Below are 25,194 nucleotides of genomic sequence, written 5' to 3'. Positions count from 1 at the left end.
GGGAACTTGCGATGGACAGCGACAGCAGCCCCGGCATCGATGAGCCCGGGTACGGCGATCGCCTTGTGGTGGTGGCACTGACCTTGCTGCTGGGAGGCGGCGTGGTCGCGCTGGTCGGGCAGCACACCGCAGCCCAGGCAGGCCCGGCCATCGTCCTGAGCCTGCTGCTGGCCGCGCTGGGCACAGGGCCGCTGCTGTACTGCCTGCACGTTCTGAACCAGCAAAGGCCCGCTGCCGATGGCCTGCATGGCGTGGTGCGGGACTGCTGGGGAGGCGTGCCGGCCGTTCTGCTCGGTGGCGCGCTGCTGCTGGAACTGGTGGTGACTGCCGCTGGCGTTGCGCAGTCCGTCGCCAACCATCTGCATGTTCTGCTGGCTGGTTGTGGAATCGAGGCCAGCAACGGGATGCCGGGTCAACTGATGGCTGCTGCCAGCCTGCTGTTGCTTGCAGCGGTCGGGTCGCTGCGGCCACACCGTGTGGTGCTGGTTGCCTGCGTGCTGCTGACGGTGAAGGTCGGCGCCGGCCTGCTGTTGCTGGTGCTGGCAGCCCGCCATGTGCACTACGCGTACTGGATTCCATGGCTGCCGCCGGCAACGGCACCCTATCGCTTCGGGATCGGCGGTGTACTGGCGGCGAGCGTGCCGCTGTACGGTGTGTTCGCCACCGTTGGCCTGGCGATGGGATTTCCTGGCATCGGCAGGCAGGCGAGGGCACGGCCGCCGCTGCTGCCGGCGTGCGTGCTGCTGGCCATGGTGCTGCTGATCGTACTGGCCGCGTTGCAGGCGGGCCTGGTCGAATTTCCGGCCCTGGCCAGCACGCGGCCTTTGTCGGTCGCCCTGCAGCATCACCCGCAGTTGTACTGGGCGATGCCCTTGCTGCCGCTGGCCGGAGTGGCAGGGTTGGTGGCGCTCATCCTGGTGCTGCTGATGTTGGCTGCGCGGGTGGCGATGCAGCTGTGGCCGACGGCAGGTGACCGATCCCTGGAGTTCCTGGAGAGACTGGTGCCGGTTGCCGTCGTCCTGTCGGCGGCATTGCTGGCGTTGTGGGCGCCCATGCGCAGCCTGCCGGTACTGCCTGGTCCGGCAACCCTGTTGGTGATGGGGGCCGTGTGCGTGGCCGTGCTGCGCGGACGGGCACCGCGGTCACGCGCCCTGCCGGTGCTGGCTCCCGTCGCCATCGCACTGTGTCTGCTGGCCGCAGTCGAACGGATGCGGGTCTGGCCCGGCTGACGGTCGGTGGGTGCATGCTTCCGTCCGCGCGACCAACAAAAAAGCCACCCTCGCGGATGGCTTCTTCGTGACCGGCAGGCTGACGACTCAGTGCGTGGTGGTTGCCGGGTTGCCCGCGTCCTGGGTCAGCAGGCGGTTGACGTCCTGCAGCTCGGCCACGTCCAGCGCACCCAGCGACTGGCTCAGCAGCAGGCGGTTCTGCAGGAAGGTGTAACGGGCCTGGGCGTAGTCCAGCTGCGCCGAGAACAGGATGCGCTGGTTCTGGATCACGTCCAGCACGGTACGGGTGCCGACTTCCAGGCCGACCTGCGAGGCGTCATAGGCGCTCTGTGCCGAGACCACCGCCAGGCGGCGGGCTTCCACTTCGCTGATGCCCTGTACCAGGGTCTGGTACGCATTGCGGGTGTTGCGGTCCAGGGCACGCTTCTGCTGCTCGTAGCCGTCCTGGGCAATGTCACGCTGGGCCAGCGCCTGGCGCACGCCGGACTGGGTAGCGCCGCCGGCGAAGATCGGCACGTTCAGGGTCAGGCCGATGCTGTTGGTGCGGGCGTCGGGGGACAGCGAGCCGGAGCCGGTGCTGTCGCCCCAGGTCGCGGTCTTGCCCCAGCTGCCGCCCAGCGACAGGGTCGGGTAGTGGCCACCACGCGCGGCCTGCACGCCGGCTTCGGCGGCGCTCACCTTCAGTTCCTGCGCCTTCAGCGCCGGATTCTGGGTGGTGGCCTGGTGCACCAGCTCGTCGATGTTGCCACGGTTGGCCGGCACTTCCGGACGGAAGTCGGCCGGCAGCCCACGCAGGTTGGTCACCGGCTGGCCGGTCAGTTCGGTCAGCGCCTGGTAGTTATCGGCCAGGGTGTTCTGCGCAACGATGGTGTTGGCGCGCGCCTGGTCGTACTGGGCGCGTGCTTCGTGCACGTCGGTGATCGGCGCCAGGCCCACTTCCAGGCGCTTGTCGGCGAAGTCGAACTGCTTCTTCGCAGCCGCTTCATTGGTCTGTGCGGCGTTCAGCGATTCGATCGCCACCAGCACGTTGAAGTAGGCCGCCGAGGTGCGCACGATCAGGCTGTCGTTGGCAGATTCGAGGGTGAAGTCCGCCGCCTTGCTCAGCTCACGCTGCGAACGCAGGTTGTTGATCTGGGTCCAGTTGAACAGCGTCTGGCTGCCATCGATCGTGTAATTGCGGCGCTTGTTGGTGAACGAGCCGGAGTTGATGTCGGCGTTCGGCTCGCTGCGCGTGCGGTTCAGCGTGGCCTGGCCGTTGATCTGCGGCAGCAGGGCGGCGCGCGCCTGCACGGCGCCTTCCTTGTCGACCAGCCGGGTCGATTCGGCGGCGGACAGCTGCGGATCGCCGTTGCGTGCCATTTCGTAGACCTGCAGCAGGTCGGCGGCATGGGCAGACAACGGCAGCAGGGCAGTGGCCAGCGCAACAGCGAGGGATCGGCGGATCATTGCGGCTTCCTTGGACTCAGAGGTGGAACTGGGGGGCCGGGGCGGCACCACGCAGGTAATCGATATCGGTCTCGAACAGGGACTCGGTGCTGCCGTCGGCCTTGACCAGCAGGGCCTCCATCGCCGGCGAGCGGCCGTGGATCACGAACAGGCGACCACCCGGACGCAGCCACGAGGCGAACTGTGACGGCACCACGTCGACCGCACCAGTGACACAGATCACGTCAAAGCGGCGTTCGGTCTGCCAGGACAGGGCGTCAGCCACTTCCACGCGGACGTTGGTGCCCAGGCCGGAGTCGTCCAGGCGGGCACGCGCGGCGGCGGCCAGCTCCGGGTCGATCTCCAGGCTCAGCACGTCGCGCGCCAGCGCGCCGATGCAGGCGGACAGGAAGCCGCTGCCGGTGCCGATTTCCAGCACTTCGTCACCCGGCTGCAGATCCAGTGCCTGCAGGGTACGGCCCTCGATGACCGGCTTCATCATCTTCTGGCCGTGGCCGATCGGCAGTTCGACATCGGCGTAGGCCAGCGCCCGGTGTGCATCGGCGACAAAAGCCTCGCGCGGCAGGCGGGCCAGGACGTCGAGCACCTTGATGTCCAGCACGTCCCAGGGACGGATCTGCTGTTCCACCATCAGTTCGCGGGCGTGGGCGTAATCAATCGTCATGAGGTTCAAATCCAGCGCAGTGGGCCGGCCATTTTACCGGTGCCGGAGGCCGGCGGCGCGCCCAGAGCATCAGCTGCCGGGTGGCCGGGGTCGCAGTGCCGGAAGTCATCGCGACCTCCGGTTCGTTCAGTTTTGGTTATTCAGCCGTCCCGGCCCCTCGCGGCGCATAGGCGCGCAGGAAGAAGTCGATGCTGGCGGTCACGTGGGCAAGAGGGTCGCACTCCACCGGTGACAGTGGCATGCCGCACATCATATGCATGTGCACTTCGCCCTTGACCAGGGTCAGGAACTGCTCGCCAGCCAGCGAATAGTCGGTGATTTCCAGCTCGCCGCGCTCGGCGCGTGCCCGCAGGAAGTCAGCCAGGGCCTCGCAGGTACGTTCCGGTCCTGCCTTCCAGAACAGCTCGCGCAGGCGTTCGTCGGTCTCCGGCGCCATCATCATGCGCTGGATCGAGATCGCCGCATCGGAAGTGATCAGTTCGAAGAAGGCCAGGCCGATGCCGATCAGCTGGTCGCGCAGCGGGCCGTCCGCGTCGGCCACGAACAGGGCATCGGGCAGCATTTCAACGCACTTTGACTGCACGGCCTCGGAGAACAGGGTCTCCTTGTCGCCGAAGTGGCTGTACACGGTCAGCTTCGAGACGCCGGCCTGGGCGGCAATGGCGTCCATGCTCACGCCGGTATACCCCTGTTCGATGAACAGTACCTTGGCTGCTTCGAGGATCGCCGCGCGCTTGCCCAGATCCTTGGGGCGCCCGGGTCCGGCGGCCTTGGCAGCGGGCTTGGCCGACGGCTTGCGGGAAGTGGAAGAACTCATCGCAACAATACTAGACCAAGCGGTTCGATATTTATACTATACCGGCCGGTTTATTAAATTGGGCCGGCAGTCGCGGCTCCCCCTTGTTGCAACCCTGCGTTTTCAGGACGTTGACCGATGAAGATCGTGCGCTGGATGGGCGGTATGGTGTGGGTGGCTGCGCTGGCAGCCTGTTCGGGACAGGAACAGGCGCCGCAGGCGGCCGTGCCGGTACTGGTGGTTCACCCCGGCGAACAGGCCGGACAGGCGCCGGCGGCATTCCCGGGCACGGTGCGTGCCCGTCAGGAAAGCCCGCTGTCGTTCCGCGTCGGAGGCAACCTGGTCAAGCGCCACGTCGATGCCGGCCAGCGGGTGAAGAAGGGCGACGTGCTGGCCGAACTGGACGTGGCTGACTTCGCGCTGCAGGCCCGTGCCTCACAGGCGCAGCTGGCTGCGGCCGAGGCCGACCTGGTGCGTGCCCGCGATGACCTGAAGCGCTACCAGGTGCTGGCCGACCAGCAACTGGTCAGCCGCTCGCAGCTGGACCAGCAGTCCGCGGCGTTCAAGGCCGCGCAGGGCCAGGCCAATGCGGCCCGCGCCAACCTCGATGTGCTGCGCAACCAGGCTGACTACGCGCAGCTGCGCGCGCCGGCCGATGGCGTGATCGCCAGCCGCGAGGCCGAAGCCGGGCAGGTGGTGTCCGCCGGCCAGACCATCTTCAACCTGGCCGCCGATGGCGGCCGCGAAGTGCTGATCGACCTGCCCGAGGCGACCATCCGCGACTACGCGGTCGGCCAGCCGGTCGAGGTGGAACTGTGGAACCGCCCGGGCCAGCGCCTGCCCGGTACGATCCGCGAGATCGCCGCCGCCGCCGATCCGCAGGCACGCACCTATGCCACCCGCGTCAGCCTGGCCGCCGATGCGCTGGCCGATGTCGAACTGGGCCAGAGCGCACGCGTCTACAGCAGCGCCGGTCGCCACGGTACCCTGCAGCTGCCGCTGGGCGCGCTGCAGCGCGGTGCCAACGGTGCCGCCAGCGTGTGGGTGGTCGATCCGGCCAACAGCACGCTGAAGGCCGCCTCGGTCACCACCGGTGCGTTTGGCAGCGAGACCGTGCCGGTGCTGTCCGGCGTGAACGCGGGTGACTGGGTGGTTGCCGCCGGTGGCCACCTGCTGCGGGCGGGCCAGCCGGTGATCGCCGTGGACCGGCAGAACCGCCCGGTGCTGAAGCCGGCCGCTGCCGCCAAGGCCAAGGAGTAAGCCGGTGCGCCGCTTCAATCTTTCCGAGTGGGCGCTGGCCAACCGCCCGCTGGTGCTGTTCGCGATGCTGGCCTTCGCGCTGATCGGCGCGTGGTCGTACAAGCACCTGGGCCAGTCCGAGGATCCACCATTCACCTTCAAGGCGATGGTGGTGCGCACGCTGTGGCCGGGCGCCACCGCTGAACAGGTCTCGCGGCAGGTGACCGAGCCGATCGAGAAGGCGCTGATGAACACCGGCGAGTACGAGTTCATCCGCTCCTATTCGCGCCCCGGCGAATCGCAGGTCATCTTCATGGCCCGCGACAGCCTGCGTTCCAGGCAGATCCCGGACCTGTGGTACCAGGTGCGCAAGCGCGTGGGCGACATCCGTGCGACGCTGCCGCGCGAGATCGTCGGTCCGTTCTTCAACGATGAGTTCGGCGACACCTACGGCAACATCTATGCGTTGACCGGCAAGGGCTTCGACTACGCGGTGATGCGCGACTACGCCGACCGCATCCAGCTGGAACTGCAGCGCGTGCCCGATGTCGGCAAGATCGACCTGGTCGGCCTGCAGGACGAGAAGGTGTGGATCGAGCTGTCCAACACCCGCCTGGCCACGCTGGGTGTGTCGATGCAGCAGGTACAGCAGGCGCTGGCCGACCAGAATGCGGTCACCGGCACCAGCTTCTTCGAGACCGCCACCGACCGCGTGCAGCTGCGCGTGACCGGCCAGTTCAACGACATCGAAGCGATCCGCCAGTTCCCGATCCGCGCCGGTGACCGCACCGTGCACCTGGGCGACATCGCCGAGGTCAAGCGTGGCTTCGCCGATCCGGCGTCGCCGAAGATGCGCTTCATGGGTGAAGAGGCCATCGGCCTGGCAGTGGCGATGAAGGATGGCGGTGACATCCTCAAGCTCGGCGCCAATCTCGATGCCGAGTTCGAGCGCCTGCAGAAGACCCTGCCGGCGGGCATGCAGCTGCGCAAGGTGTCCGACCAGCCGCAGTCGGTGGAAGAGTCGGTCGGCGAGTTCGTGCAGGTGCTGACCGAAGCGGTGGTGATCGTGCTGCTGGTCAGTTTCTTCTCGCTGGGCCTGCGCACCGGCCTGGTGGTGGGCGTGACCATTCCACTGGTGCTGGCGATGACCTTCTTCGTCATGCACTACTTCGACATCGGCCTGCACAAGATTTCGCTGGGTGCACTGGTGCTGGCGCTGGGCCTGCTGGTGGACGATGCGATCATCGCGGTGGAGATGATGGCCACCAAGATGGAGCAGGGTTACGACCGCCTGCGCGCGGCCAGTTTCGCCTGGGAATCCACCGCGTTCCCGATGCTGACCGGCACGCTGATCACGGCGGCCGGCTTCCTGCCCATCGCTACGGCGGCCTCGAGCACCGGTGAGTACACGCGTTCGCTGTTCCAGGTGGTGACCATCGCGCTGGTGGTGTCGTGGATCGCGGCGGTGCTGTTCATCCCGTACCTGGGCGACAAGATGCTGCCGGACCTGTTCAATCCGCAGCCGCCGAAGCCGGGCAGCGTGTCCGCGCGCTGGCATGCCAAGCGCCAGCAGTGGGCCGACCGCTATCCGGCGCTGGCCAACCTGATCGCGCCGCCGCAGCACGGGCACGACCACGATCCGTACCAGCGCCCGTTCTACCGCAGCTTCCGTCGCTTCCTCGATGGCTGCCTGCGCCACCGCTGGTGGGTGATTGCCGCGACCATCGCCCTGTTCGTGTTCTCGCTGATGATGTTCCGCTTCGTGCCGCAGCAGTTCTTCCCGGATTCGACCCGGCCGGAACTGATGGTGGACATCGAGCTGGCCGAGGGCGCATCGCTGCGCTCGACCCAGGCCCAGGCCGAGAAGCTGGAGAAGCTGCTGTCCAGCCGCGAGGGCATCGCGAACTACGTGTCCTACGTGGGCACCGGTTCGCCGCGCTTCTACCTGCCGCTGGACCAGCAGCTGCCGGCCACCAACTTCGCCCAGTTCGTGGTACTGGCCAAGGACATCAAGGCGCGCGAAAGCACACGTGACTGGCTGCTGCACGAGGTGATTCCGAAGTTCCCGGACGTGCAGATGCGCGTGACCCGCCTGGAGAACGGCCCGCCGGTCGGCTATCCGGTGCAGATGCGCATTTCCGGCGAGCACATCGAGAAGGTGCAGGCGATCGCGCGCCAGGTCGAAGCCAAGGTGCGCGAGAACCCGCACGTGATGAACGTCAACCTGGACTGGAGCGAGCCGAGCAAGGTGGTGCGGCTGGTGATCGACCAGGAGCGTGCGCGGGCGCTGGGCGTGAGCAGTGCCCAGGTCAGCCAGTTCCTGTCCAGTTCGCTGGCCGGGCAGTCGGTGAGCGTGTACCGCGAGGGCAACCGCCAGATCGAGATGCTGCTGCGTGGCCCGGCCGACGAGCGCAACCAGCTGGAGCTGCTGTCGAGCCTGTCGATGCCGACCGCCAACGGCGGCAGCATCACGCTGTCGCAGGTGGCGACGATGGAGTACGGCTTCGAGGACGGCATCATCTGGCACCGCAACCGCCTGCCGACGGTGACCGTGCGTGCCGACATCAGCGATGGCATGCAGCCGCTGGACGTGGTGCATCAGATCCTGCCGACGCTGGATGGCATCCGTGCCGAGCTGCCGAACGGTTACCTGCTGGAAACCGGCGGTACCGTGGAGGATTCGGCACGTGGCCAGAACTCGATCAAGGCCGGCATGCCGCTGTTCCTGGTGGTGGTGGCCACGCTGCTGATGCTGCAGCTGCGCAGCTTCTCGCGTGCGGCGATGGTGCTGGTGACCGCGCCGCTGGGCATCATCGGCGCGACGTTGTTCCTGCTGCTGTTCCGCGCGCCGTTCGGCTTCGTGGCACTGCTGGGCACGATCGCGCTGGCCGGCATGATCATGCGCAACTCGGTGATCCTGATCGACCAGATCCAGCAGGACATCGATGCCGGGCATGACCGCTGGCATTCGATCATCGACGCGACGGTGCGCCGCTTCCGCCCGATCGTACTGACCGCGCTGGCGGCCGTGCTGGCGATGATTCCGCTGTCGCGCAGCGCGTTCTATGGCTCGATGGCGATCTCGATCATGGGCGGCCTGATCGTCGGCACGGTGCTGACCCTGGTGTTCCTGCCGGCGTTGTACGCGGCATGGTTCCGGGTGAAGCCGGACGAATCCGGGGCGTAATGCCCCGGGTTCTGCGGCCACCGCCCTGGTAGGTGCCAACCTTGGTTGGCACTGCGGCACGCATCCACGCATGGCGTGGATCTACAGCAGCTGGTCTTTGCCCTGGTAGGTGCCAACCTTGGTTGGCACTGCAGCACGCATCCACGCATGGCGTGGATCTACTGTAGCTGCAGGCCGCTCCGTAGCACTGGCAGCAGCCATTCGATGAACACCTGCACGCGTTGCGCGCGGTGTTGCCGGTGCGGCTGCAGCAGGGTCACCGGTAACGGCTGCGCCACGTACTGCGGCATCACCTCCACCAATGCGCCTGACTGCAGTTCGGCCTGCACGTCGTAGCGCGGAATCTGCAGCAGCCCCAGCCCCGCCACACAGCACGCGATCGACGCTTCTGCACTGTTCACCCGCACCCAGCCGGGCATCGGCAATGTGCGTAGCTGCGTACCCTCCTGCCATTCCCACGCTTCCACCCGCGCCGTGGTCGGCGACGCGTAGTTCACCGCCCGGTGCTGCTGCAGGTCGGCAGGTTGCTGCGGCACACCGTACTCGCGCAGGTAGGCCGGCGCGGCCACGTTGACGAAGTCGAGCTGGCCCAGCGTGCGCGCGACCAGGCTGGAATCGCCCAACTGCCCGACCCGCAGCACGGCGTCGCAGCCGTCTTCGATCAGGTTCACCGCGCGGTCGGTCATGCCCAGGTCGACTTCCACCTGCGGATAGCGCGCGAAGAAGTCGGGCAGCGCCGGGGCGAGGATGCGGCGGCCGATGCGGCTGGGCACGTCGATCTTCAGCTGGCCCACCGGCTGCGCGTCGTCCTGCCGGAACAGCGCTTCGGCGTCTTCAACTTCGGCGATCAGGCGCAGGCAGCGGGCATGGAACACGTCGCCGTCGTGGGTGGTCGACACCCGTCGGGTCGAGCGCTGCAGCAGGCGGGTGCCGAGCCGCTGCTCCAGCTCCGCAATGGCTGCCGAGACGGTGGAGCGGGGCAGGCCGAGCTGGTCGGCGGCGCGGGTGAAGCTGGCGCACTCCACCACCCGGGTGAAGATGCGGAAGCGATCGATCCGGTCCATTGTTCGCTGGCTCTGGAAGGTTAAGTCAATGCGGCGGGCTTTATCCGCATTTTCTGCACGATATCGTCGTCAGGGCAGGGTTGCCACCCCGGGCAGCCCCCTCCCGAGACCGACGCCATGACCGACCATTCCCTCAAGGGCAGGACCGTGCTGATTGCCGGTGGCGCCAAGAACCTGGGCGGACTGATCGCCCGCGACTTCGCCAGCCAGGGCGCCAAAGCCATCGTCATCCACTACAACAGCGCCGCCACCCAGGCCGATGCAGAGGCGACCGTCGCCGCCGTGCAGGCCGCTGGCAGCAAGGCCGTTGCCCTGCAGGGCGACCTGACGTCGGCGGCAGCGATGGAGCGCTTGTTCGCCGATGCCGTGGCCGCAGTCGGCCGTCCCGACATCGCCATCAATACGGTCGGCAAGGTGCTGAAGAAGCCGCTGCTGGAGATCAGCGAAGCCGAGTACGACGAGATGAGCGCGGTCAACGCCAAGGCCGCGTTCTTCTTTCTCAAGGAGGCTGGACGCCACGTCAACGACGGTGGCCGCGTCTGCACTCTGGTCACCTCACTGCTGGGTGCGTTCACGCCGTTCTATTCCAGCTATGCCGGCACCAAGGCGCCGGTTGAGCATTTCACCCGCGCGGCGTCCAAGGAGTTCGGTGAGCGCGGCATCTCGGTGACTGCGATCGGGCCGGGCCCGATGGACACGCCGTTCTTCTACCCGGCCGAGAGTGCCGATGCGCAGGCGTACCACAAGACCGCGGCCGCGCTCTCGGCGTTCACCCGCACCGGCCTGACCGACATCGCCGACATCGTGCCGTGGATCCGCTTCCTGGTGACCGATGGCTGGTGGATGACCGGGCAGACCATCCTGGTCAATGGTGGGTACACCACCAAATAATGTAGCCACCCCATGGGTGGCTGCCCGCAATGTCCGGAGGGAGAGGCGCCACGCATGGCGTGGCGCTATCGGATCAGTTGAGTTTGGCCAGCACTGCGTCGGTGGCGGCTGCCGTGCTCACCGCCTGGCCCTTGGCGGCCAGATCGGCGGTGAACACGCCGTCGTCCAGCACGGCGTGCACGGCGGCTTCCACCGCAGCGGCTTCCGTTTCCAAACCCAGCGAATGGCGCAGCAGCATCGCGGCGCTGAAGATCGTCGCGTACGGATTGGCGATGCCCTTGCCAGCGATATCCGGGGCCGAACCATGGATCGGTTCGTAGATGCCGACCGCGCCCGGCTCGCCCAGCGAGGCCGACGGCAGCAGGCCCAGCGAGCCGGCCAGCATCGAGGCTTCGTCGGTGAGGATGTCGCCGAACATGTTCTCGGTGACGATCACGTCGTACTCGCGCGGCTTGGCCAGCAGATGCATGGCCATGGAATCGACCAGCTGGTGCTCCAGTGCAACGTCCGGGAATTCCTCGCGGCCGATGCGCGCGGCCACGTCGCGCCACAGGCGCGAGGTCTCCAGCACGTTGGCCTTGTCCACCGAAGTCACCTTGCCCCGGCGCTGTTGCGCCAGGCGGAACGCACTACGCAGCACGCGCTCGATTTCGGCCACGGTGTAGCGGCACAGGTCGCTGGCGCTGTCGGCATCGCGGGTCTTGTCACCGAAGTAGATGCCGCCGGTCAGCTCGCGCACCACCACGAAGTCCACGCCCTGCAGCAGTTCGGCCTTGATCGGCGACGCGTGCAGCGCGGCCTCATGGGTACGCACCGGGCGCAGGTTGGCATACAGGCCCAGCGCCTTGCGGATCGCCAGCAGGCCCTGTTCCGGGCGCACCTTGGCGTTGGGATCGGACCACTTCGGGCCGCCGACCGCACCCAGCAGCACCGCGTTGGCGACCTGGCAGGCAGTCAACGTAGAGGCCGGCAGCGGCTCGCCGTGGCGGTCGATGGCGATGCCACCGATGTCGTGCTCGCTGAAGGTGAAGGTGTGGTTGAAGCGTGTGGCGACAGACTTCAGGACGGCGACTGCCGCGGCGGCCACTTCCGGGCCGATGCCATCACCGGGCAGGACAACAATTTCAGCGTGCATGCTCACTCTCGTAGCGTTCGATTTCAGGGACACGGCCCAACAGATACCCCAACTGGTCGACGCCTTCCAGCAGGCAGGTCTGCGAGAAGCCATCCAGCGGGAAGGAATAGACGCGCCCATCGGGCGTGCGCAGCTCGCGCGCGGCCACGTCGATGGTCAGCTCGTCGTCCGGGCGCTGCATCAGCGCCTGCACGTCGGCTTCGTCCAGCACGATCGGCAGCAGGCCGTTCTTCAGCGAGTTGCCGCGGAAGATGTCGGCGATCTCGCTGCTGACGATGGCGCGCAGGCCGAGGTCGGTCAGTGCCCACGGTGCATGCTCGCGCGACGAGCCGCAGCCGAAGTTGCGGCCCGCCAGCAGGATGCTGCGGCCGGCGTTGTGCGGCTGGTTGAAGGCGAAGTCGGCCACCGGCGAACCGTCGGCCTGCCAGCGCCAGTCATTGAACGCGTTGCGGCCCAGGCCGGCGCGTTCGGTGGTGGACAGGAACCGCGCCGGAATGATCTGGTCGGTGTCGATGTTGGTCTGGCGCAGCACCACGCTGGCCGAGGTCAGGGTACGGGAACCGGCCATCACGCCACCTCCTGTGCGAACAGTTCGCGGGTATCGGCGACGTGCCCGTTCACCGCGGCCCACGCCGCGCTCATCGGCGAGGCCAGCAGCGTGCGCGAACCAGGACCCTGGCGGCCTTCGAAATTGCGGTTGCTGGTGCTGACGGCCAGCTGCCCGGGCGCGACCAGATCGCCGTTCATGGCGATGCACATCGAGCAGCCCGGCTCGCGCCACTCGGCACCGGCCGCGCGCACGATCTCGTGGATGCCTTCGGCCTCGGCCTCGCGCTTGACGATCTCCGAGCCCGGCACCACCAGCATGCGCACCCGGTCAGCGACGCGACGACCGCGCAGCACCTGCGCCACCTCGCGCATGTCGCTCAGGCGGCCATTGGTGCACGAGCCGACGAACACCACGTCCACCGGCGTGCCCGCCAGCGCCTTGCCGGCCTGGAAATGCATGTAGTCCAGACCCTTCTGTGCGGCGGCATCGTTGGCGGCGGGGATCGGTGCATCCACCGCGATGGCGGTGCCCGGATGCGTGCCCCAGGTCAGGGTCGGGCGGATGTCGGCGGCGTCGATGTGCACTTCGCTGTCAAAGCGCGCGCCGTCATCGCTGCGCAGCTGCTGCCAGCGTGCGACGGCCGCATCGAAGTCGGCACCCTTGGGGCCGCGCGGGGTAGCAGCGACGAAGTCGAAGGTGACCTGGTCCGGTGCCACCATGCCGGCACGCGCACCCGCCTCGATCGACATGTTGCACAGGGTCATGCGCTGTTCCATGTCCATCGCTTCGATGGTGCTGCCACGGAACTCGATGACGTGGCCGGTGCCGCCGTTGACGCCGATCACGCCGATGATGTGCAGGACCACGTCCTTGGCGCCGACGCCGGGCGCCAGCGGGCCATCGACGGTGATCGCGAAGGTCTTCGCCTTGCGCTGCAGCAGGCACTGCGTGGCCAGCACGTGGCCGACTTCACTGGTGCCGATGCCGAAGGCCAGTGAACCGAACGCACCATGGGTGGAGGTGTGGCTGTCGCCGCAGACGATGGTCATGCCGGGCTGGGTGAAGCCTTGTTCCGGCGCGATCACGTGGACGATGCCGCGGTTGTCCGAGGCCATGTCGAACAGTTCGATGCCGTGCTCGGCGCAGTTGCGTGCCAGGGTGGCGACCTGAGCTTCGGACGCAGCGCTGGCGTAGGGAAGCGTACCGTCGGCGGCAGGCGGCAGGGTTGGCGTGGAGTGGTCCATCGTCGCCTTGGTGCGGTCCGGGCGGCGCGGCGACAGGCCGCGCTCGCGCAGTTCGGTGAACGCCTGCGGCGAGGTCACCTCGTGGATCAGGTGCAGGTCGATGTACAGCACGGCGGGGGCGCTGTCGGTTTCGGGAACCACCACGTGGGCGTCCCACAGTTTGTCGTACAGGGTGCGGGGTGCGGAAGTCATGCGTATGCCTGGCAGAAGTACGAAAGAGCGAACATCAGTAAAGAAAACGGAACGGTCAAGTCAGCGACGGCGGGCGAGCACGCGCAGGCGCACGTAGTCGGCCAGCGGCTGGCCGGCGGCATTGCGCGGCAGCTCGGCCAGCAACGCGGTGGCGGCCTCGCGCACGGTAGCGCGGGCCTCGGCCGGCAGGTCGTCCAGCAGTGGTGCGGCGAAGACCCGCAGCCAGCCGGCCACGCCGGTCGGCAATGCGGTCGGGCGCGGCGTGCACTCGATCAGTTGCACCTGGAAGCCATGCTGGCGCAGGCGGTCGGCGTAGGCATCGGCGGTCGGGAAATACCACTGGAAGGTGCTGGCGCCATGGCCGTGGGCCACGCGCGCGGCCTGTACCGCCGCGATGATCGTGGCCACGTTGCCGTGGCCACCGAATTCGGCGACAAAGCGGCCGCCGGGGCGCAGGGCGCGGCGCACGCCTTCCAGCACGCGGTCCGGAGTCGTCATCCAATGCAGTGCGGCATTGCTGAACACTGCATCGAACTCGCTGTCGAACGACAGCGCGTGGCCGTCCATCACCTGCGCGTCGACACCGCGTGCGCGGGCGGCGACCACCAGTTCCGGCGAAGCATCCACACCGTGGATGCGTGCGCCGCTCAGCGCCAGCTCGGTACTGAGTACGCCATCGCCACAGCCCAGGTCGAGGATGCGCTCACCGGCGCGCGGGTCGAGCAGGCGCGATACCGCGCCGCCGAGCAGCGGCACGAAGCCGGCATCGATCGCATAGTCCTGGGCGTTCCACTGCTGGCCAGCGGCGCTGGCCGGGGTGGGGATGTCGAAGGCGCTCATGGCGGGGTCCTCAGGCGGTGGCGGCGGTGGCAACGTCGGTGTTGCTGTGGGCGGCAGCCTGGCGCTGGCGCAGCAGGCGGTTGGCCACATCCAGCCAGGCCAGCGCGGAGGCTTCGATGATGTCCTTGCTGGTGCCGGTGCCGTCGTACTCCACACCCTCGTGGCGTACGCTCAGATTGGCTTCGCCGCGCGCATCGGCGCCGATGCCGACGCTGTGCACGTGGTAACTGTCCAGCATCAGCTGCACGCCGGTGGCGGCCGACAGTGCGCCGAACAGCGCATCGACCGGGCCGTCGCCCTGCGCGGTCTCGGCCACGCGGTTGCCGTCCGGGTCGGACAGTTCGACCAGTGCGTTGGCGCGGCTGCCGACATCGCTGATGGTCATCGAGGCCAGGCGGTAGCCCTGTGCGTTGGAACCACCCTGCATCAGCGTCTGCAGATCGGCATCGGTGACCACGCGCTGCTGTTCGCACAGGCCCTTGAACTGCTCGAACACCAGCTTCAGTTCGTCTTCCTCCAGCCAGAAGCCCAACGCACGCAGGCGCGCTTCAACGGCGGCACGGCCACTGTGGCGGCCCAGCACCATCTGCGAATCCTCCCAGCCCACGTCTTCCGGGCGCATGATTTCGTAGGTGCCGCGGTGGCGCAGCATGCCGTGCTGGTGGATGCCCGATTCGTGGGCGAACGCATTGGCGCCGACGATGGCCTTGTTGCGCTGCACCGGCATGCCGACCAGGCGCTGCAGCAGCTGCGAGGTACCGACGATGCGCGGGGTGTTGATCGAACTGTCCTGCTCGTAGAAGGCCTGGCGCACCTTCAGCACCATCGCGATCTCTTCCAGCGAACAGTTGCCGGCGCGTTCGCCGATGCCGTTGATGGTGCACTCGACCTGGCGCGCGCCGCCTTCGATGGCGGCCAGCGAGTTGGCCACGGCCAGGCCCAGATCATTGTGGCAGTGCGCGCTGAAGATCACGTTGGTCGCGTTCGGTACATCTGCGACGCCGGCGATGACCTGCTGGAACATCGCGCGGATTTCTTCCGGCGTGGTGAAGCCGACGGTGTCGGGCAGGTTGATGGTGGTGGCGCCGGCGGCGATCGCCACGCGCGCGACTTCGATCAGGTAGTCCAGCTCGGTACGGGTGGCATCCTCGGCCGAGAATTCGACATCGTTGATATAGGAACGGGCCAGCGATACGTGCTTGCGTACCGACTCCAGTACCTGTTCGCGGGTCATGCGCAGCTTGTGCTCGCGGTGCAGCGGGCTGGTCGACAGGAACACATGCAGGCGCGGGTTGGCCGCGGCTTCCAGTGCGCGTGCCGAGGTCTCGATGTCGGCCTGCAGGCAGCGCGACAGCACCGCCAGGGTCAGGCTCGGGCGGCGCAGTTCGCGGCCGATCAGTGCCATCGCTTCGCGGTCGGACTGCGAGCTGGCCGGGAAGCCGGTCTCGATGATGTCCACGCCCAGTTCGTCCAGCGCACGCGCCATCACCAGCTTCTGCGGCGGGCTCATGCTGCAGCCGGGGGACTGCTCGCCGTCACGCAGGGTGGTGTCGAAGATGCGGATGCGCGGGGTGGTAATTCGTTCGATGGTGGTCACAGGGAAATCTCCTCGACAGCGGGCGTTGCGGCTTGCAGGTGGGAAGGGGAAGGCATGGGGGAGGGCGGCGCGCTGGCCTTGGCGGGCGAGCGGGGTGTTTCGCTGCGCCGTCGCCGTGGCTTGCGCGGCGGGCGCGGTCGGATGTCGGTAAGCAGGCCGGCCAGCACGCCGGCATCGATGTTCCCGCCGGACACCACCGCGCACTTGCGGCGGCCCGCGACGCGGCGGCCAGCGGCCAGCGCCAGCGCGCCGGCACCCTCGGCAATGATGTGTTCTTCCAGTGCCAGCCGGACCAGGGTTTCGCGCAGTTCGGCTTCGCGCACGATCACCACATCGTCCAGCAGCGAGGTGCACAGGCGACGGGTCAGGAAGCCGGGGATCTTCACCCGCACGCCGTCGGCCAGCGAGGCGACGGGTGCGATCTCGCGCACGTCGCCGCGGATCGCGCGTGCCATCGAATCAACGCCTTCCACCTGCGCGCCGACCACGCGCACGCCCTGTGATTTCAGCGCCAGGGCCACGCCGGAAGCCAGGCCACCGCCACCGATCGGCACGATCACCACGTCCGGGGCATGCGCGGCCAGCTCGATGCCGACCGTGCCCTGGCCGGCGATCACGTCGGCATCGTCGAACGCGGACAGGAAGCGGTAGCCGTGGCGTTGTGCCAGTTCGACCGCGAAGGCGTAGGCTTCGTCATAGCTGTTGCCGTGCTGGCGCACGGTCGCGCCCCAGTGGGCGACGCCGGCGATCTTGGTGGCGGGTGCACCATGCGGCATCACAGTGATGGCCGGCACATCCAGGCGATAGGCGGCCCAGGCCACGCCCTGGGCGTGGTTGCCGGCCGAGGCGCAGATCACCGGCCGGGTGTCGCCGCGTTCGCGGCCGGCCAGCAGTGCATTCAATGCGCCGCGCACCTTGTAGGAACCGGTGCGCTGCAGGTTCTCCAGCTTCAGCCAGGTACCGAAGCGTTCGGCGTGGTGCAGCGGGGTGGGCGGCAGGAAGCGGCGCAGGCGGGCCTGCGCTGCCAGGACGTCGGCGACGCTTACGTCGCCGACATCGCTTTCCTGGCTGGTGTCAGCGGCCGGCATGGGCCACCAGCGCGGTGCGGGCGACCGCCGCATGCGGGCACGGGCGGCGAAGAAGACGCCTCCGTACCGGCACCGTGGTCGCTACGGTACGGGTGTTCATGGCGATACTCCTTCCACGGCGGTGACCTGCACGGACACGCAGTCGTAGATCTTCTCGATCTGCCGGCACAGCGTTTCCGCCGGGCGCTGGCCATCGACGACCAGCTGCAGGTGCCAGCGGCCATCGTCGGCGGCCACCGGCGCACCGCTGATCGCACGCGGCGCAAAGCCGCGGCGTTCGGCCATGCCGATCACGCGCAGCAGCGCGCCTTCGGCCGGGTGCAGCACCAGGTCAAGCCGGTATTGCATTGGGGGTCTCCTGGCGGGCGTGGGCGGGATTGCTTTCCAGCATCGTGCTGTTGGCGGTGTTCGGCGGCACCAGCGGCCACACGTTGGCGCGTGCATCGATGGCCACGTGCAGCAGCGCCGGGCCGGGCTCGGCCAGCAGCGCGGCCAGGCCGCCTTCCACGTCGTCGCGGTTGTCGATGCGGGTGGCGGCAATGCCGAACACCTGCGCCAGGGCTACGAAGTCCGGGTTGTCGGACAGGTCGATCTCGCTGTAACGCTCGGCGAAGAACAGTTCCTGCCACTGCCGCACCATGCCCAGCGAACTGTTGTCCAGCAGCACGATCTTCACCGGCAGGCGGCAGCGGGCGATGGTCGCCAGCTCCTGCACGTTCATCATGAAGCTGCCGTCGCCGGACACCAGTACCACGGTGCGCTCCGGGCAGGCGAACTGCGCACCCATCGCCGCTGGCAGGCCGAAGCCCATCGTGCCCAGTGCGCCACTGGTCAGGTGGTTGCGGGGGTGGTTGAAGCGGCAGTGCTGGGCCACCCACATCTGGTGCTGGCCGACATCGCAGGCGATCACCGCATCGGCCGGGGCCAGCTCGCTCAGTCGCTTCAGCAGCGCCGGGGCGTAGATGTGCTGGCCCGGTGCGTCGTAGCGGGCCGCGAAGCGATCGCGGTGCTGCGCACAGCGCTTGCGCCACGCGTCCTGGTGGGCCCTGGGGGAGGGGAAGGCCGCACGCAGGGCACGGATGGCGTGACCGACGTTGCCAGGCACGGCGATGTCGGCAGTGCGCAGCTTGGAGATCTCGTAGGCGTCCGCATCGATGTGGACGACGCGGGCAAATGGCGCGAACTCGGCCAGCTTGCCGGTCGCGCGGTCGTCGAAGCGCGCGCCCAGCACCAGCAGCAGGTCGCTTTCCTGCACCGCCATGTTGGCGGCGCGGGTGCCGTGCATGCCCAGCATGCCCAGCGACTGCGGATGGTGGGCCGGCAGTGCACCGAGGCCGCGCAGGGTCATCACGGTGGGGATGGCACTGGCCTCGACGAAGTCGCGCAGGTCCTGCACGGCATCACCCAGGGCGATGCCGCCACCTGCGTAGACCACCGGCTTTTCGGCCGCCGCCAGCGCGGCGATGGCCTCGGCGATGGCGGCCTCGGCCGGCGCCGGCGGCGGTTCGACGCTGCTGGGCACATGCGCCGGCAGATGGCTGGCATCGGCCAGTTGCACATCCTTGGGCAGGTCGATCAGCACCGGGCCGGGGCGACCCTCACGGGCAATGCGGAACGCATCGGCCACCACGCGCGGCAGGTCATCGACGCTACGCACCAGCCAGCTGTGCTTGACGATCGGCATCGTCAGGCCGAACACATCCAGTTCCTGGAAGGCGTCGGTGCCCAGCAGCGGCGTGCCGACCTGGCCGGTGATGCAGACCATCGGTACCGAATCCAGCATCGCATCGGCAATGCCGGTGACCAGGTTCGAGGCGCCCGGGCCGGAGGTGGCCACGCAGACGCCCACCTGGTTGCTGGCGCGGGCGAAGCCGTTGGCGGCCAGGGCCGCGCCCTGCTCATGGCGTACCAGGATGTGCTTCAGCGACGAATCCACCAGCGCGTCGTAGAACGGCATGATGGTGCCACCGGGATAGCCGAACAGCGTGCGGACGCCTTCGGCCTCCAGCGCCTGGGTCAGCCAGCGCGCGCCGTTGGGCGGCGCGCTGCGATGTGTCGAAGAGTTCATGGGGGAACCTTGCAAAGCGGGTGGGGGAGGGCCGCGTGGTTACGCAGCCTGTCCTTGCAACCAGACCATCTTGGCGCGCAGTTCCTTGCCCACCTTCTCGATCGGGTGCTCCAGGTCGGCCTGCTTGAACCTGTTGTAGTTCGGCAGGCCCGCTTCGTACTCGGCCACCCAGTTCTTGGTGAAGGTGCCGTCCTGGATGTCCTTCAGCACCTCCTTCATGCGTTCCTTGGTGCCGGCATCGATCACGCGCGGGCCGCTGACGTAGTCGCCGTACTGCGCGGTCTCGGAGATGAACTCCAACATGCGCGAGATACCGCCTTCATAGAACAGGTCCACGATCAGCTTCAGTTCGTGCAGCACTTCGTAATAGGCGATCTCCGGCTGGTAGCCGGCTTCGACCAGGGTCTCGAATCCGGCCTGCACCAGCGCCGAGGCACCGCCGCACAGCACCGCCTGCTCACCGAACAGATCGGTTTCGGTTTCTTCCTTGAAGGTGGTCTGGATCAGGTTGGCGCGCGCACCGCCGAGGCCGGCGGCATAGGCCTGCGCATGCTGCGCGGCCTTGCCGCTGATGTCCTGGTAGACCGCCCAGATGCACGGCACGCCACGGCCGATCTCGTACTCACGGCGCACCAGCGCGCCGGGGCCCTTCGGCGCGACCAGCACCACGTCCAGGTCGGCACGCGGCTCGATCATCCCGTAATGCACGTTCAGGCCATGCGCGAACAGCAGGCATGCACCCTGTTTCATGTTCGGCGCCAGCACGTCGTTGTAGAGCTTCTTCTGCACCATGTCCGGGGTCAGCACGGCAACCAGGTCGGCGTCCTTCACGGCCTCGGCGGGCGCGATCACGGTGAAGCCATCGGCCTGCGCCTTGGCTTCGGTCGGCCCACCCGGACGCAGGCCTACCACCACGTCGAAGCCGGATTCGCGCAGGTTCAGTGCGTGGGCGCGGCCCTGGCTGCCGTAGCCGATGACGGCGATCTTGGTCTGGGGCAGGTCGTTGGTGCTCATGGGGGAGGTTCCTTGCGGTGGGAAGAAAAAAGAACGGCCGGTCGTCGAGGTGACGTGCCGGCCGGTCAGGGGAAAGCGGTGGAGGAGGCGCCGCGCATCGCACAGGCACAGCCACCACAAGGCGTGGTGGTGCAGGTCCGGGTTGTGCGATGAGCGTTGGTCATGGTGGTTGCGTCTGAAACCAGGTTCTGAAATGAAAAAACCCGCACCGGGGCGGGTGCGGGTTTTTGAAGAGTTCCGGTGTGTGTGTTGCTTACACGCTGGCTCGTCCCGCACCTGTTGGTTGGGTAATAAGTACGAGCACAAGAATCGAACGCAGCGAGGCGGCGCCGGTGTCGGCGGCTTCGATGTGGGTTCGCGGTGGCGTGTTGTGATGCAACATGTGATCGAGAGAAACACAGCCATTTCGGCGGTGTCAACCCTCGCGACGGATTTTCTATCGGTTTCCGCTGCATCCAGCGCAATTGCTTGCGGCACAAGGATGGTTGCTGCTGAAAGTGTTTCGGTGAACCCGAATTCACTCCTTTCGGGGCGGTTTTTGCGCGGAATCCGGTGGATTTTTCCGCCCAAGGATCAACGTCCATGACGTCTGTCCGATACCGCTTGAAGGCCGCACCGGCGAAGATCGGGGAACCACCCGTCCATCGGAACCCGACCGTGTCCCGACGCCTTGCCCGTTCCCTGCTCGCCGCCGCCGTATTGGCTGCCGTACCGGCGCTGTCCTTCGCCGCCGACCGCATCACCGGCCACACCTTCGCCACCCGTTCGGAGGTGATCGCCCCGCATGCGATGGCCGCGACCTCGCAACCACTGGCCACCCAGATCGCGCTGGACGTGATGAAGGGCGGCGGTTCGGCAGTGGACGCGGCGATTGCCGCCAACGCCGCGCTCGGCCTGATGGAGCCGACCGGCAACGGCATCGGCGGCGACCTTTTCGCCATCGTGTGGGATCCGAAGACGCAGAAGCTCTACGGCTACAACGGCTCGGGCCGCTCGCCGAAGTCGCTCACACTGGCCGAGTTCCAGCGCCGTGGCCTGAAGGACATCCCGGCCACCGGTCCACTGCCGGTGTCGGTGCCGGGTGCCGTCGATGGCTGGTTCGCGCTGCACGACCGCTTCGGTCGCAAGCCGATGGCCGACAACCTGGCGCCGGCCATCCGCTACGCCCGCGAGGGTCACCCGGTGGCCGAGGTGATCGCCTACTACTGGGACCGCTCGGTGCCCAAGTTGTCGCAGTACCCGGGCTTCAAGGAGCAGTTCACGATCAACGGCCACGCCCCGCGCAAGGGCGAGATGTGGAAGAACCCGAACCTGGCCAGCACCCTGCAGAAGATCGCCGACGGTGGCCGCGACGCCTTCTACAAGGGCGAGATCGCCCACACCATCGGCGACTACTTCAAGGCCAACGGTGGCTACCTGAGCTACCAGGACATGGCTGACCATCATGGCGAGTGGGTCGAACCGGTCAGCAGCAACTACCGTGGCTACGACGTCTGGGAACTGCCGCCGAACAGCCAGGGCATCGCCGCACTGCAGATCCTCAACGTGCTGGAAGGCTACGACTTCTCGAAGATCCCGTTCGGTTCACCGGAACACGTGCACCTGTTTGTCGAAGCGAAGAAGCTGGCCTTTGCCGACCGTGCGCGTTTCTACGCCGACATGGCGTTCCAGCCGGCACCGGTGCAGAAGCTCATCTCCAAGGAGTACGCCGCGCAGCGTCGTGCGCTGATCTCGATGGACAAGGCGTTGAAGGAAGTGCAGCCGGGCACGCCGAAGCAGCTGGAGGAGGGCGACACGATCTACATGACCGTGGCCGACGCCGACGGCATGATGGTTTCGCTGATCCAGTCCAACTACCGTGGCATGGGCAGCGGCATGGCACCGCCCGGTCTGGGTTTCATCCTGCAGGACCGCGGCGAGATGTTCGTGCTGCAGAAGAACCATCCCAACGGCTACGCGCCGGGCAAGCGCCCCTTCCAGACCATCATTCCGGCCTTCATCACCAAGGGCGGCAAGCCGTATGCCAGCTTCGGCGTGATGGGCGGCGCGATGCAGCCGCAGGGCCACGCGCAGATCGTGATGAACCTGGTGGACTTCGGCATGAACCTGCAGGAAGCCGGTGATGCACCGCGCATCCAGCACGAAGGCTCGACTGAACCGACGGGTCAGGCCACGGCGATGACCGATGGTGGTGAAGTGAATCTGGAAACCGGCTTCCCGTACGAGACCGTGCGCGCGCTGATGCGCAAGGGGCATCGCATCGTGTTCGCCGATGGGCCTTATGGCGGGTACCAGGCGATCATGCGCGATCCCGAGAGCGGGGTTTACTACGGCGCTTCGGAGAGCCGCAAGGACGGGCAGGCGGCGGGGTATTGAGGTTTCCCGGCCACCGGGCTGAGCCCCCTCTGCGGTGGTGGTTCGTGGAAGCGGGATCATGTGATTGGGCCGGGCGGGTGGGCTGTTCGGGGGACGCCGTGAATCCGTCCCTGGAGGCTTGGCAGCCGCATCCATGCGGCTGACACCCCCGCCCAGCCCACCCGCCCGGCCCCTGACAGTTTCCGTGGCCGCCACCGCAGGAAGAAAAGGAAGAAGATCAAAAGCAAAGGCAACAGCAACAGCCGCGCGCTGTGGGTTGGGGTCGGATCCGTTTTCCGAAGGAAAACGGATCCGACCCCTTCTTGTTTTCCGATACACCTCATCCACGCATAGCGTGGAAAACCCACCGTCACACGGAAACTGTCGGGGGTGGGGCGGCGTGGGCTGGCAGGACCGTTGGCGCCATGGGCCCGAGGCATGCCTCGGGCGGGTTGGGCAGGATGCCCAACCCCGGTCTTGCCATGTGCGCAGGACAGCGCACACGAGCAAGGCGCCATCGAGCCCCCAGGGATGGGTTTACGGCGTGTCCTGCCAGCCCACACCGCCCCGCCAAACTAGCAGCAACCCAGAGCTGCTTTTGAGGTTGCTGTTGTCGTTGCTTGAGAAAAGCGGTGCAGCCGCAGGCTGCAAAACAACCCTCAATCCTGATCGTGCGCGCGCGCTGCCTCGGCCTGCGTCTCCTCCTGCGCCGCCATCTCGCGTGCGATCCACGCATCGATCATGTGCCGCTGGCGCTGCGCCTGCCGTCGCTCGCGGGTGTACTCCTGGTCCAGCACCCGATACAGCGACACCATCACAAGAAGCATCAGCAGCGCGAACGGCAGCGCAGCGATGGTGATCATGCCCTGCAGCGCCTCCAGTCCCCCTGCCAACAGCAAGGAACCCGCCACGAGCGCAATGCCGACACCCCACGCCACTTTGTGCTTGCGCAATGGCTCGCCCGCGTCGTCCGTGGACATGCTGGCCAGCACAAGTACCGCAGAATCAGCCGAGGTCACGAAGAAGATCATCAGTAGCACCAGCGCAATGCACGACAGCAGCAACGGCAGCGGCAGGCTGTCGAACATAGTGAACAGCACCGTTTCATAGCCGTTGCCCAGTGCCTGCAGCAGGTCGGCCTGGCCGAAGATCTGCATCCAGATCGCGGTGCCACCGAACACCGAGAACCAGAAGAAGCCCAGCAGCGTCGGTGCCAGCACCACGCCGATCACGAACTCGCGAACGCTGCGACCGCGCGAGATGCGCGCGATGAACGAACCGACGAACGGTGCCCAGGAAATCCACCAGGCCCAGTAGAAGATCGTCCAGTCCGCGACCCAGGTGCTGGACGAGAACGGTGACATGCGCAGGCTCATCGTCACCAGCTGGTTGAGATAGGAGCCCAGCGTCGTGGTGAACGTGTTGAAGATCGCGCCAGTCGGGCCGAGTACCAGCACCAGCGCCAGCAGCAGCGCCGCCAGTGCAAGGTTGAAGTTGGACAGCCATTTCATGCCGCGGCCGACGCCGCTGAGCGTGGACGCCATGTACAGAACGAAGGCCACCGCAATGATCGTCAACTGCAGCGGAACGCCCGCCTGCACGCCGAATACGCGTTCCACGCCGGCTGCGATCTGCACCGTGCCGAAGCCCAGTGCTGTAGCCACGCCAACCGCAGTGGCGACGACAGCGGAGATGTTGACCACATGCCCGATCCAGCCACGATGGTGACGTCCGATGATCGGTTGCAGCATGTCGCTGATCTGGCCACGGCCGTTGCGGTTGAATTGGAACCAGGCCATTGCCAGGCCGATCAGCGCATAGATGGCCCACGGGTGCAGGCCCCAATGGAAGAACACGTAGCGCATGGCAGCACGGGCAGCGTCCATGCTTTCGGGTGCCAGCCCTTCCGGCGGCTTGCTGAAATGCGAGATGGGCTCGGCCGCACCCCAGAACACCAGGCCGATGCCCATGCCGGCGGCGAACAGCATCGACATCCAGCTGGCACGCGAGAACTCGGGTTCGGCGTCCTCGCCGCCGATGCGCAGGTTGCCGAAGCGGCCGAACGCCAGGTACATCAGGAACACCAGCGCCAGGAACACCACCAGCAGGTACAGCCAGCCGACACTGCGGATGACTTCTGCCAGCATCGACTGGACCACTGTGTTGAAGGGGCCGGGGGCGATACCGGCGAGCAGCACCAGCAGCAGAACCAGTGCGATGGAAACGCGAAACACCATGAAGGAGCTTCTCCGATCAAGGGGGATTGAGGGGAGCGAGCAGAGCTTGCGGCGAAGGGCCGGCGGCATGCAGCATGGACCGGGCAGGGGCCGCGAAGGCGGCGGGGAACGCATCGATCTCAGCGACGCGATGGCGTGCACGTTACTGAACGCGACGTCATGGTTCCGTTAACGAATGGCGACCTGGTCCCGGAGGCGGGCGGTCTATGCTCTAATGCGCACCAAGAAGCGGGGGTACCGGGCCATGTGGCCACGGTTGAGACAGTCCCTTGGAACCTGATCCGGCTCATACCGGCGTAGGGAAGCTTTGCAATGCAGCCGTGCCCGGACTCCGCCCAAGGACCGTCCGTGCGCGGGT

At 67.2% G+C, this 25,194-nt stretch carries 19 protein-coding genes and 1 riboswitch; of the genes, 5 read left to right on the top strand and 14 right to left on the bottom strand.

All coding sequences use genetic code 11. From position 1 onward, the window contains the following. Window positions 1-11: 11 nt before the first annotated feature. Window positions 12-1,229 (top strand): amino acid transporter, encoded by a 1,218-nt coding sequence (locus AC5P9P_RS09405; RefSeq protein ID WP_495232704.1) that lies wholly within the window; start codon window positions 12-14, stop codon window positions 1,227-1,229. A gap of 87 nt (window positions 1,230-1,316) precedes the next feature. Here AC5P9P_RS09405 and AC5P9P_RS09400 read toward each other — a convergent pair whose 3' ends face one another. The 3 genes from AC5P9P_RS09400 to AC5P9P_RS09390 all read right to left on the bottom strand — a co-directional run bounded on the left by AC5P9P_RS09400 (window position 1,317) and on the right by AC5P9P_RS09390 (window position 4,156). After that, a complete protein-coding gene (locus tag AC5P9P_RS09400) occupies window positions 1,317-2,675 on the bottom strand; it encodes a TolC family outer membrane protein (RefSeq protein ID WP_033835642.1) in 1,359 nt (452 codons plus the stop codon). Window positions 2,676-2,691: 16 nt separating this feature from the next. Beyond that, entirely contained in the window at window positions 2,692-3,339 is a 648-nt protein-coding gene (locus tag AC5P9P_RS09395; RefSeq protein ID WP_033835641.1) for a protein-L-isoaspartate O-methyltransferase family protein, read from the bottom strand. Window positions 3,340-3,475: 136 nt separating this feature from the next. Continuing rightward, complete coding sequence (locus tag AC5P9P_RS09390) at window positions 3,476-4,156, bottom strand: TetR/AcrR family transcriptional regulator (protein WP_033835640.1); 681 nt, start codon at window positions 4,154-4,156, stop codon at window positions 3,476-3,478. A gap of 117 nt (window positions 4,157-4,273) precedes the next feature. Between AC5P9P_RS09390 and AC5P9P_RS09385 the strand changes: the two genes are divergently transcribed. Then, window positions 4,274-5,395 carry an efflux RND transporter periplasmic adaptor subunit gene (locus tag AC5P9P_RS09385; protein WP_033835639.1) on the top strand — a complete coding sequence of 374 codons (1,122 nt, stop codon included), beginning with the start codon at window positions 4,274-4,276 and terminating at the stop codon, window positions 5,393-5,395. A 4-nt stretch (window positions 5,396-5,399) separates the two neighbouring features. Continuing rightward, complete coding sequence (locus tag AC5P9P_RS09380; protein ID WP_005410957.1) at window positions 5,400-8,561, top strand: efflux RND transporter permease subunit; 3,162 nt, start codon at window positions 5,400-5,402, stop codon at window positions 8,559-8,561. Window positions 8,562-8,719: 158 nt separating this feature from the next. On the opposite strand, the gene AC5P9P_RS09375 is transcribed toward AC5P9P_RS09380, so the two are convergent. Then, entirely contained in the window at window positions 8,720-9,625 is a 906-nt protein-coding gene (locus AC5P9P_RS09375) for a LysR family transcriptional regulator (protein WP_049432929.1), read from the bottom strand. Window positions 9,626-9,742: 117 nt separating this feature from the next. On the opposite strand from AC5P9P_RS09375, the gene AC5P9P_RS09370 reads away from it, so the two are divergent. Then, window positions 9,743-10,516 carry an SDR family oxidoreductase gene (locus AC5P9P_RS09370; protein ID WP_033835636.1) on the top strand — a complete coding sequence of 258 codons (774 nt, stop codon included), beginning with the start codon at window positions 9,743-9,745 and terminating at the stop codon, window positions 10,514-10,516. Between the two features lie 73 nt (window positions 10,517-10,589). Here AC5P9P_RS09370 and leuB read toward each other — a convergent pair whose 3' ends face one another. The 9 genes from leuB to ilvC all read right to left on the bottom strand — a co-directional run bounded on the left by leuB (window position 10,590) and on the right by ilvC (window position 20,244). After that, window positions 10,590-11,651 carry a 3-isopropylmalate dehydrogenase gene (leuB, locus tag AC5P9P_RS09365; RefSeq protein WP_033835635.1) on the bottom strand — a complete coding sequence of 354 codons (1,062 nt, stop codon included), beginning with the start codon at window positions 11,649-11,651 and terminating at the stop codon, window positions 10,590-10,592. Then, window positions 11,641-12,219 (bottom strand): 3-isopropylmalate dehydratase small subunit, encoded by a 579-nt coding sequence (gene leuD / locus AC5P9P_RS09360; protein ID WP_033835634.1) that lies wholly within the window; start codon window positions 12,217-12,219, stop codon window positions 11,641-11,643. Before leuD ends, leuB begins: the two co-directional genes overlap by 11 nt. Next, on the bottom strand, window positions 12,219-13,637 hold the full coding sequence (gene leuC, locus AC5P9P_RS09355; protein WP_005414408.1) for a 3-isopropylmalate dehydratase large subunit: 1,419 nt from the start codon (window positions 13,635-13,637) through the stop codon (window positions 12,219-12,221). The genes leuD and leuC overlap by 1 nt, the downstream gene beginning before the upstream one ends. A gap of 60 nt (window positions 13,638-13,697) precedes the next feature. Beyond that, a complete protein-coding gene (locus tag AC5P9P_RS09350; protein WP_033835633.1) occupies window positions 13,698-14,477 on the bottom strand; it encodes a class I SAM-dependent methyltransferase in 780 nt (259 codons plus the stop codon). Between the two features lie 10 nt (window positions 14,478-14,487). After that, window positions 14,488-16,074 (bottom strand): 2-isopropylmalate synthase, encoded by a 1,587-nt coding sequence (locus AC5P9P_RS09345; protein WP_049403576.1) that lies wholly within the window; start codon window positions 16,072-16,074, stop codon window positions 14,488-14,490. Further along, on the bottom strand, window positions 16,071-17,162 hold the full coding sequence (locus tag AC5P9P_RS09340) for a threonine dehydratase (RefSeq protein ID WP_033835631.1): 1,092 nt from the start codon (window positions 17,160-17,162) through the stop codon (window positions 16,071-16,073). Before AC5P9P_RS09340 ends, AC5P9P_RS09345 begins: the two co-directional genes overlap by 4 nt. Window positions 17,163-17,258: 96 nt before the next feature. Then, window positions 17,259-17,510, bottom strand: a complete 252-nt coding sequence (locus tag AC5P9P_RS09335) for an ACT domain-containing protein (RefSeq protein WP_005410947.1) — start codon at window positions 17,508-17,510, stop codon at window positions 17,259-17,261. Further along, a complete protein-coding gene (ilvG, locus tag AC5P9P_RS09330) occupies window positions 17,494-19,230 on the bottom strand; it encodes an acetolactate synthase 2 catalytic subunit (RefSeq protein ID WP_049403575.1) in 1,737 nt (578 codons plus the stop codon). Before ilvG ends, AC5P9P_RS09335 begins: the two co-directional genes overlap by 17 nt. Before the next feature lie 39 nt (window positions 19,231-19,269). Continuing rightward, window positions 19,270-20,244 (bottom strand): ketol-acid reductoisomerase, encoded by a 975-nt coding sequence (ilvC, locus tag AC5P9P_RS09325; RefSeq protein ID WP_005410945.1) that lies wholly within the window; start codon window positions 20,242-20,244, stop codon window positions 19,270-19,272. Window positions 20,245-20,901: 657 nt separating this feature from the next. Here ilvC and ggt point away from each other — a divergent pair. Next, window positions 20,902-22,620: a gamma-glutamyltransferase gene (gene ggt / locus AC5P9P_RS09320; protein ID WP_049453159.1), complete on the top strand. Its 1,719-nt coding sequence runs from the start codon at window positions 20,902-20,904 to the stop codon at window positions 22,618-22,620. A gap of 638 nt (window positions 22,621-23,258) precedes the next feature. Here ggt and AC5P9P_RS09315 read toward each other — a convergent pair. Beyond that, the gene (locus tag AC5P9P_RS09315) at window positions 23,259-24,836 is read right to left on the bottom strand and encodes a BCCT family transporter (protein ID WP_049431212.1); all 1,578 of its coding nucleotides are present in this window, start codon (window positions 24,834-24,836) and stop codon (window positions 23,259-23,261) included. A 220-nt stretch (window positions 24,837-25,056) separates the two neighbouring features. Next, a riboswitch (TPP riboswitch) is annotated at window positions 25,057-25,157 on the top strand. Window positions 25,158-25,194: the final 37 nt, after the last annotated feature.

This window comes from Stenotrophomonas sp. YJH_SMC_14-1 (assembly GCF_059372275.1).
The sequence above is the reverse complement of the archived record's forward strand: the minus strand, read 5'-3'. Positions and strand labels throughout refer to the sequence as shown.

Excerpts from the sequence above, each read along its gene's own strand:
- AC5P9P_RS09405 (WP_495232704.1), top strand. The coding sequence starts at position 12 with ATGGACAGCGACAGCAGCCCCGGCATCGATGAGCCCGGGTACGGCGAT.
- AC5P9P_RS09400 (WP_033835642.1), bottom strand. The coding sequence starts at position 2,675 with ATGATCCGCCGATCCCTCGCTGTTGCGCTGGCCACTGCCCTGCTGCCG.
- AC5P9P_RS09395 (WP_033835641.1), bottom strand. The coding sequence starts at position 3,339 with ATGACGATTGATTACGCCCACGCCCGCGAACTGATGGTGGAACAGCAG.
- AC5P9P_RS09390 (WP_033835640.1), bottom strand. The coding sequence starts at position 4,156 with ATGAGTTCTTCCACTTCCCGCAAGCCGTCGGCCAAGCCCGCTGCCAAG.
- AC5P9P_RS09385 (WP_033835639.1), top strand. The coding sequence starts at position 4,274 with ATGAAGATCGTGCGCTGGATGGGCGGTATGGTGTGGGTGGCTGCGCTG.
- AC5P9P_RS09375 (WP_049432929.1), bottom strand. The coding sequence starts at position 9,625 with ATGGACCGGATCGATCGCTTCCGCATCTTCACCCGGGTGGTGGAGTGC.
- AC5P9P_RS09370 (WP_033835636.1), top strand. The coding sequence starts at position 9,743 with ATGACCGACCATTCCCTCAAGGGCAGGACCGTGCTGATTGCCGGTGGC.
- leuB (WP_033835635.1), bottom strand. The coding sequence starts at position 11,651 with ATGCACGCTGAAATTGTTGTCCTGCCCGGTGATGGCATCGGCCCGGAA.
- leuD (WP_033835634.1), bottom strand. The coding sequence starts at position 12,219 with ATGGCCGGTTCCCGTACCCTGACCTCGGCCAGCGTGGTGCTGCGCCAG.
- leuC (WP_005414408.1), bottom strand. The coding sequence starts at position 13,637 with ATGACTTCCGCACCCCGCACCCTGTACGACAAACTGTGGGACGCCCAC.
- AC5P9P_RS09350 (WP_033835633.1), bottom strand. The coding sequence starts at position 14,477 with ATGAGCGCCTTCGACATCCCCACCCCGGCCAGCGCCGCTGGCCAGCAG.
- AC5P9P_RS09340 (WP_033835631.1), bottom strand. The coding sequence starts at position 17,162 with ATGCCGGCCGCTGACACCAGCCAGGAAAGCGATGTCGGCGACGTAAGC.
- AC5P9P_RS09335 (WP_005410947.1), bottom strand. The coding sequence starts at position 17,510 with ATGCAATACCGGCTTGACCTGGTGCTGCACCCGGCCGAAGGCGCGCTG.
- ilvG (WP_049403575.1), bottom strand. The coding sequence starts at position 19,230 with ATGAACTCTTCGACACATCGCAGCGCGCCGCCCAACGGCGCGCGCTGG.
- ilvC (WP_005410945.1), bottom strand. The coding sequence starts at position 20,244 with ATGAGCACCAACGACCTGCCCCAGACCAAGATCGCCGTCATCGGCTAC.
- AC5P9P_RS09315 (WP_049431212.1), bottom strand. The coding sequence starts at position 24,836 with ATGGTGTTTCGCGTTTCCATCGCACTGGTTCTGCTGCTGGTGCTGCTC.